This window comes from Syntrophorhabdales bacterium, assembly GCA_035541455.1.
Lineage (GTDB): Bacteria > Desulfobacterota > Syntrophorhabdia > Syntrophorhabdales > WCHB1-27 > JADGQN01.
On record DATKNH010000136.1, the window covers coordinates 1 to 6,386 of the forward strand.

Here is a 6,386-nt window from a genome sequence, read left to right on the forward strand (position 1 = left end):
GTCGAAGTCATTCCAGACGTTGCTGGGGCAGCGCGTCGAGAACCTGACCCCCGGCATATAGGTGTGCTCGACCCAGTAGCAGCCTTTACATTTGATACAGTGGCTCATGTCGTACGCGAAATTATCAAGTTTCTGTATGTCCAGGCTAAAGTGCGTAGTTGGCATCGTCTCCTCCTTAAAAACAGAGATTCCCGGGATTCATGATGTTCTTGGGGTCGAACACTTTTTTCACCCGTTTCAGTGCGGCCACATAGCCTCCGGCTCGCGCATACACCATGTCGGCAAGTTCACCGTAAGGCCGTGAGAAGAAGGCTCCCTCCTCCATCAGCGCAGAAGCAGCATTGCGGTAGAGGCTTGTGACGAGCGCCACATCCTGCCCATTATCTTTGTCATAGAAGAACGTGAACTCTAACTGGCAGGCCCTGTTGTGCTCGATTGGCTGAATGTAGATACCAATATCGGCGCTACGGTAGTCGTAGCTCGCTGCGATGTCTTTGACCACATCGACAAAGAGCGGAGCAAATCCCGGCCGCGCGATGAAGAACAAACTCTGCGATGCGCCGCGCCACCGGTTCTTCCAGTAGGGGACGTCCGACGGCCAGGGTTTACGCAGCAGCGGGAGAAGCTTCCGTGCCGCACCGGGGAAGCCGGGTAAGGCATCCGTGAGAACAAGGTCCTTGAACTCATTGCGAAGCACCTCAGACAGGAACTTCTCCTCATAGGCGATCTTTTCTTCCGGTCTCCTCTGCAAACCGCTCAGCACCAGGATCAGGGTCCAGGACGGAAGCGTGGCGGCCAGTTTGTTAAAATCCTCAGGCCATTTTTCCGCAAGGATGGCGGCCAGGTCAATAGCGTTGAGCAGGAGACATTCCTGGCCGATCCTGCGCGGCAGGATCCTGTGGAGGAAGTCTATCGCGTTCTCAAGATCGGTTACGGGCGCGAAGAAGATCTTGTCAATCTTCGGGATCCATTCAATCTTGATGTGTGACCAGGTGACAATACCCATGGTCCCCTGTGCACCCTGGACAAACCGGTAGAAGTCGATGCCCGGTCCTGAAGGGTTGCCCCCTCGCGATTTTGAATCGGGGAAGCCGTTGACGCTGGCAGAGCCTAACCGGAACGGCTCGGCTCCCGGCCAGACCACTTCCATGGCCTGCATGGGCTCACCGTAGTCATATACGGTGTTCGTGGGGACCTCGCGCTCCAGCCAGTCGGTGAGCACCGACCGATCGGAAGGCGGCAGAAGCGGCATGATCATGCGCATCCCCTTTTTCGCAAGTTCCTGAGTGAGTTGCTCCCAGGTAACACCGGCCTCTATCCTCACGGTCCTGTCCGACTCGTTGATCTCCTGAATCCTGTTCATGCGACTGAGGTCCAGGACCACACCACCCTGCTTGGGAATAGTCGAGCCGTAAAAGTGCTGCCGCGAACTGACCGGCACAACAGGGATGTTCTTCGTGTTGCAGTATTTCAGGATTGCGCTTACCTCTTGCGAATCTTTTGGGTATGCCACTGCGTCAGGAAGGCCCGCGGGGACCAGACTATGATCACGCGAGTACTTGAGGCGCTCTTTCTCGGCATCACTCACGTTCTCCTTGCCTACAATTTTTGCTATATCGTCTTTGAGTGCCATCGTACCTCCTCAGAACTTATTTCAGCTGCTTTACGACTCATCGCATATGCCGCCGAAGCTATAGTGGACTGTCGGCGTTGAACTATACGTGTATCTTTCCCATCTCCTCACGTTGGTAGAGCAACACGAGTGCCACTACCAAGCGGCTGAATTTATTTACATTGTCTCACCCGGCACATCACTAATCTTCGAGAATTAACGATACTTCGTGAAAAGGGTCGTCCGGATTCTTGAGGAAACGGCGTGCATGGTTAGAGGTCTACCGGGGCGAACTACTCACAGAGAATGAGAAGATGCTGGCAGTATACAGAAAACTTGGATTCAGCGTCGAGCCGACCGACGATGATATGACAAAAGTGATTCTGCCGCTTAAGTAGACTGTCCGGGTAATCTACATAGAGCTGTTCTCAACGTGAATCACTTGTTTCTTTTACCTTTCGCGGATGGTCTGCGGCCTGCTCAATACAGGAGACTACCCTTGTGACAAGCGCCTCGGGGGTAAATGGTTTCTGAATATAATCCGTGGCGCCTCGTTTCATTGATTCCACGGCGGAACGCACCGAAGCGTACCCGGTAATCACCAGAATGGGCATCGAAGGCTTTGCCTTCCTGATATTAAGCACAACAGTTAAGCCGTCAATATCGGGCATACGAATGTCCGTGAGCACGACGTCATAATCGTTATCCAAAGCAAGTGCAATGCCGTTTCTGCTGTTCAACGTGGTCTCCACATCGAAATTCTCCGCAGTGAGAATTCTTCTCACACTGTCCAGCACGATCTGGTCATCATCAATCACCAACGCTTTCTTTTTTTCCATGGCTCATACTCCTTTTTAAGGCAGTCGTTACGGCTTTCTGAAGTTCATCCGGTGTAAAAGGTTTCGGAATGATAAAGCGTGCACCGCATTTTTTCAGCTCTTTGAGCGTCTCCTGCGTCGGGTAACCCGTCATCACCAGTACGGGTAGTTCAAGATAATGATCCATAGGCCATTTTTCTTTCACTTTCCGCAAAAGGTAGAACCCATCCTGCTCGGGCATTTTTACATCCATGATCATAAGGTCGAAATAGCCCATTTCCAGGTTATCGAACGCATCGTCGGCACTCGACACACACGTAACCAAATAGTCCTCAAGCGCCAAGACCCGCTTACAGCATTCCAATACGATCGGGTCGTCATCGACGACGAGAATTTTCCGTTTATTCATGGTCATCTCCCAAGGGGAGCCAAATGGTAAAGGTGCTCCCCATTCCGATGGTACTCTCGACGCTGATTGATCCATCATGGCGCTCGACAATTCCCAATGAGACAGAGAGACCTAGTCCTGTGCCCTGGCCGACATCCTTAGTGGTAAAAAAAGGCTCAAAAATCTTTTTCAGATTCTCCGCCGCGATCCCCTGTCCAGTGTCAGTTATTCTAATCTCAATACCCTTCTTTCCAATACTCCTGAGACTCAAACCGGTGTTCACCATGATGCTGCCGCATCGAGGGGTTGCGTCGAGCGCATTCATGATGATGTTGAGAAGCACGCCTTCCATGGCGCTCTTATCCACTTTTACAAGCGGAAGCATCCGATGAGGAACGAACGAGAGCTTTACGCCTTTCAGAAACGCGCTGTTCTCGACGAGTTTCACAGCAGAGGCCACCAGCTCATCGATGTCAGTGGCTTCAGGAGCGAGCACGGTTTCTCTGGAGAATTCAAGCAATCCCTTCACAATGGTTCGAACCCTTTCCGTCGCCTTCGCGATAATAGTAAGATCGCCTTTCATCTCCTCATCCAGGTCTGTCCTCCTGAGGAGCATATGTGTGAAGGTGAGTACACCGGTCAATGGATTATTGATTTCGTGAGCAACGCCGGCAGCCAGCCTGCCGACACTCGCTTGTTTCTCGGACTGAAGCAGTTTAATCTCGCTCTCCATGGCCTTTCGCTCATCTCGTTCTTGAAGAGACGACAACATTTCAGTGAAGGTCTTCTGCAACACACCTATCTCATCTCGTGAAGCAGGGCCGATTTCGGGAGCAAAATTCCCCCTCGAAACTTCGCGGCTTGCCCCAATGAGAGCCCGTATCGGCCTCATGATCTTGTTGGATAGCAAGAAGCCCATTGCGATGGCCACGAGCATGCCTGCTATCGTGACAAACATGAAAGGCGTCAATGCCTTCTGTTGCACATCACGGTACTTTGCCTCCAGCAGGGCGGTCGCAAGCATGCCTACGCGTTGCCCGAAGATATCAGTTATAGGCTCGTAGGCAGTCAAGTACCAGTCGTTTACCACGAAGGCTCTGTCGCTCCACCGCTCACCGCCGACCAGCACCACGTTTCGCACCTTGTCAGAGACTCTCGTTCCCACTGCGCGTTGCCCCCCGGGGTTGAGGGCGTTACTCGAGATCCTTGTGTCTCCCAGGAATATCGTAGTTACACCGACACTCTTGCCATCATGAGTGTCTTTTTGAAAAACGGCGTCCCGAACTGAATCAACGAAGCTGACACTTCCGTTCAGAAGCTGCCCACCATACATGACACCAATCAACTCTTTACCCCTGAACAGGGCGCTGGCGGCACCAATCGCCATCACCTCCGGTTCTTCTTTACCTCTGCGCGACGTAGCCGCGGCAGTTGGAACGAACGCAGGGCGTGCTTGTTCTGCGAGAGCCTGGTTCTCCGGCGTGAGAACAGACCCGTCGAGCACAACTGTACCCGCGACACCCTTCCTATGGGCTAAAACATACTGCACAAGAGGATTGGTGGTTGATGTTCGTGACAGTTCCACGGGCGCGTCCCGGACTTGCGTGACGATGATTGCCCCATCCGCAGAAGCAAGACCCGCAAAGTCAAGCCCGTTACTTTGAGCGACAGCTCTCATCATTAAACCAAGTTTTCTTCTGTCTCTCCTCGAGATTAAATGTGAAAACTCGTTATCAAGGGCCGCGGTGTTTATTGCTGCGGCAATGGTGTCAATCTGTCCTTGATAGATCCTGTTGGCTGCATTCAGGTCCAGACTCACCCTGCTTTCAGTCTGGCGGAGCACCGTGCTGTGGAGGAGTTGTCTTCCCGTATATATGGATACAACTCCCACGAGCAGTGCCACCATAAGAAAGCTGCTGACCAATTTTGAGCGAGTTGTATAAAAAACTCCTCCTCCGGTACGCCGCCACATCACAACATTCATACAAGCAATCTGGGTGCCATCACCAGGCATCAAAAGTACGGCATTATTCACCTTGGCATGTCGCTATTATTCGAAAAATAACGATAATTCGCGAAGAGATGACCGTGGTTTTTGCCGGAGGAATACAAAGACTTCGATGTTTTTTAATCTATATATGATACTTCTAGATCTTAAGATGTGATTACATGGTTGCCAGCTTCTCCGTGATTCTTTCGACGCTTTCCCTTCGCACGTTGACTTTGAAGAACATGACGAGGATTGCCCCGAGGAAGCATGGCATGGCAAACACGATTAGATGAGTTTCTCCAGACTTTCTACTTGTCAGAATCTCTGGCGGTGCAGTCCAACACCTTACGCACAGTCTCGGCAAACGTTTGTTTTGAAAGAGGCTTTATCAGAAACTCACTAATGCCCGCCGCTTTCGCCTCTTCGGCAGAAACACTTTCGCTGTAGCCGGTAATGAGAATGATAGGAAGCTCCGGTCGAACCCCAAGCATTTTTTGAGCTAGCGCCATTCCGGTCATTTTCGGCATAACCGCATCGGTGATGATAAGATCGAAGTCCTGAGGAGCAAACCAGAAAATTTTCCATGCTTCGGCCCCGGTCGTTGCCGTCATTACCCGATACCCCAGACGCTGAAGGGTTTCGGAGGTCGCTTTTACGACCGAAGGCTCGTCATCTACCACGAGGACCCTCTCGTTGCCCATCGGCATGACAGCTCGTTTCAGTGGTCGTGCTTCGACGACATCCTCGATTGCCGGAAAAAAAATAGTGAAGGCCGAGCCCTTGCCTGGTCCGGTTTCGACCCTGATGGCACCGCCGTGGTTCTTGACAATGCCATAGACCACCGCGAGTCCCAGGCCCGTTCCCCGGCCTTTCTCCTTCGTCGTGAAGAAAGGCTCGAACATCCTCACTTTGACATCGTCGGTTATGCCGGAACCGGTATCCTTCACCGATAGCTGCACGTACCGTCCCGGTTGCAGGTCCGCATGAGGCATGGTGTCGTGACCGCCGAAGGTGCAATCGGCCAGGCTGATGAGGAGACGACCTCCTTTGTCCTGCATAGCATGATATGCGTTCGTAGCCAGGTTCATGAGCACCTGCTGAATTTCCGAAGGATGGCCAAGGATGGTATCCGATGCCGTTGTTATTTCAAGCTGCATTTCTATGGTGGCGGGCAACGTGGCGCGGAGAAGCTTATAGCTCTCTTTGATGAGCGGAGTCAGGCTCAGGGTGTTTTTCTCGTACTCGCTCTTTCTGCTGAAGGTGAGAATCTGTCTCACCAGTTCCGAAGCCCGCTGCGAGGCGCTGATGATCTCTTCGATGTTCGTTCTCGTTCTGCCTTGAACGTCGTCTCTTGCCAGCTCTGCGTTCCATAGGATGACGGAAAGCATATTATTGAAGTCATGGGCAATACCGCCCGCCAGGGTTCCTATCGCCTCCATCTTATGCGTTTGGCGAACCTGTTCTTCGAGTCTTTTGCGTTCCGTGATATCGATCGTGGTGCCTACCAATTGAACGATATCTCCCGCTTGATTCAGGACAGGGTGCCGGATGGTCTGAACATGTTTGACCGTTCCGTCG

Annotated in this window: 6 protein-coding genes; 1 reads left to right on the forward strand and 5 read right to left on the reverse strand. The window is 52.2% G+C overall.

The genetic code is table 11. The features are described from left to right. Positions 1-175 precede the first annotated feature (175 nt). Complete coding sequence (locus VMT71_14890; protein ID HVN25257.1) at positions 176-1,633, reverse strand: FAD-binding oxidoreductase; 1,458 nt, start codon at positions 1,631-1,633, stop codon at positions 176-178. A gap of 230 nt (positions 1,634-1,863) precedes the next feature. On the opposite strand from VMT71_14890, the gene VMT71_14895 reads away from it, so the two are divergent. Continuing rightward, the gene (locus VMT71_14895) at positions 1,864-2,010 is read left to right on the forward strand and encodes a hypothetical protein (protein ID HVN25258.1); all 147 of its coding nucleotides are present in this window, start codon (positions 1,864-1,866) and stop codon (positions 2,008-2,010) included. Positions 2,011-2,040: 30 nt separating this feature from the next. Here the strand turns inward: VMT71_14895 and VMT71_14900 are convergent, their stop codons facing one another. From VMT71_14900 to VMT71_14915, 4 genes are all read right to left on the reverse strand, one after another. Then, positions 2,041-2,451 (reverse strand): response regulator, encoded by a 411-nt coding sequence (locus tag VMT71_14900; protein HVN25259.1) that lies wholly within the window; start codon positions 2,449-2,451, stop codon positions 2,041-2,043. Then, entirely contained in the window at positions 2,423-2,839 is a 417-nt protein-coding gene (locus VMT71_14905; protein ID HVN25260.1) for a response regulator, read from the reverse strand. The genes VMT71_14900 and VMT71_14905 overlap by 29 nt, the downstream gene beginning before the upstream one ends. After that, a complete protein-coding gene (locus VMT71_14910; GenBank protein ID HVN25261.1) occupies positions 2,832-4,724 on the reverse strand; it encodes an ATP-binding protein in 1,893 nt (630 codons plus the stop codon). The genes VMT71_14905 and VMT71_14910 overlap by 8 nt, the downstream gene beginning before the upstream one ends. Before the next feature lie 392 nt (positions 4,725-5,116). Beyond that, positions 5,117-6,386: response regulator (locus VMT71_14915; GenBank protein ID HVN25262.1), on the reverse strand; the 1,270-nt coding region annotated here is incomplete at its 5' end.

Coding starts and splice junctions, on each gene's coding strand:
- VMT71_14890 (HVN25257.1), bottom strand. CDS start 1,633: ATGGCACTCAAAGACGATATAGCAAAAATTGTAGGCAAGGAGAACGTG.
- VMT71_14900 (HVN25259.1), bottom strand. CDS start 2,451: ATGGAAAAAAAGAAAGCGTTGGTGATTGATGATGACCAGATCGTGCTG.
- VMT71_14905 (HVN25260.1), bottom strand. CDS start 2,839: ATGAATAAACGGAAAATTCTCGTCGTCGATGACGACCCGATCGTATTG.
- VMT71_14910 (HVN25261.1), bottom strand. CDS start 4,724: ATGGTGGCACTGCTCGTGGGAGTTGTATCCATATATACGGGAAGACAA.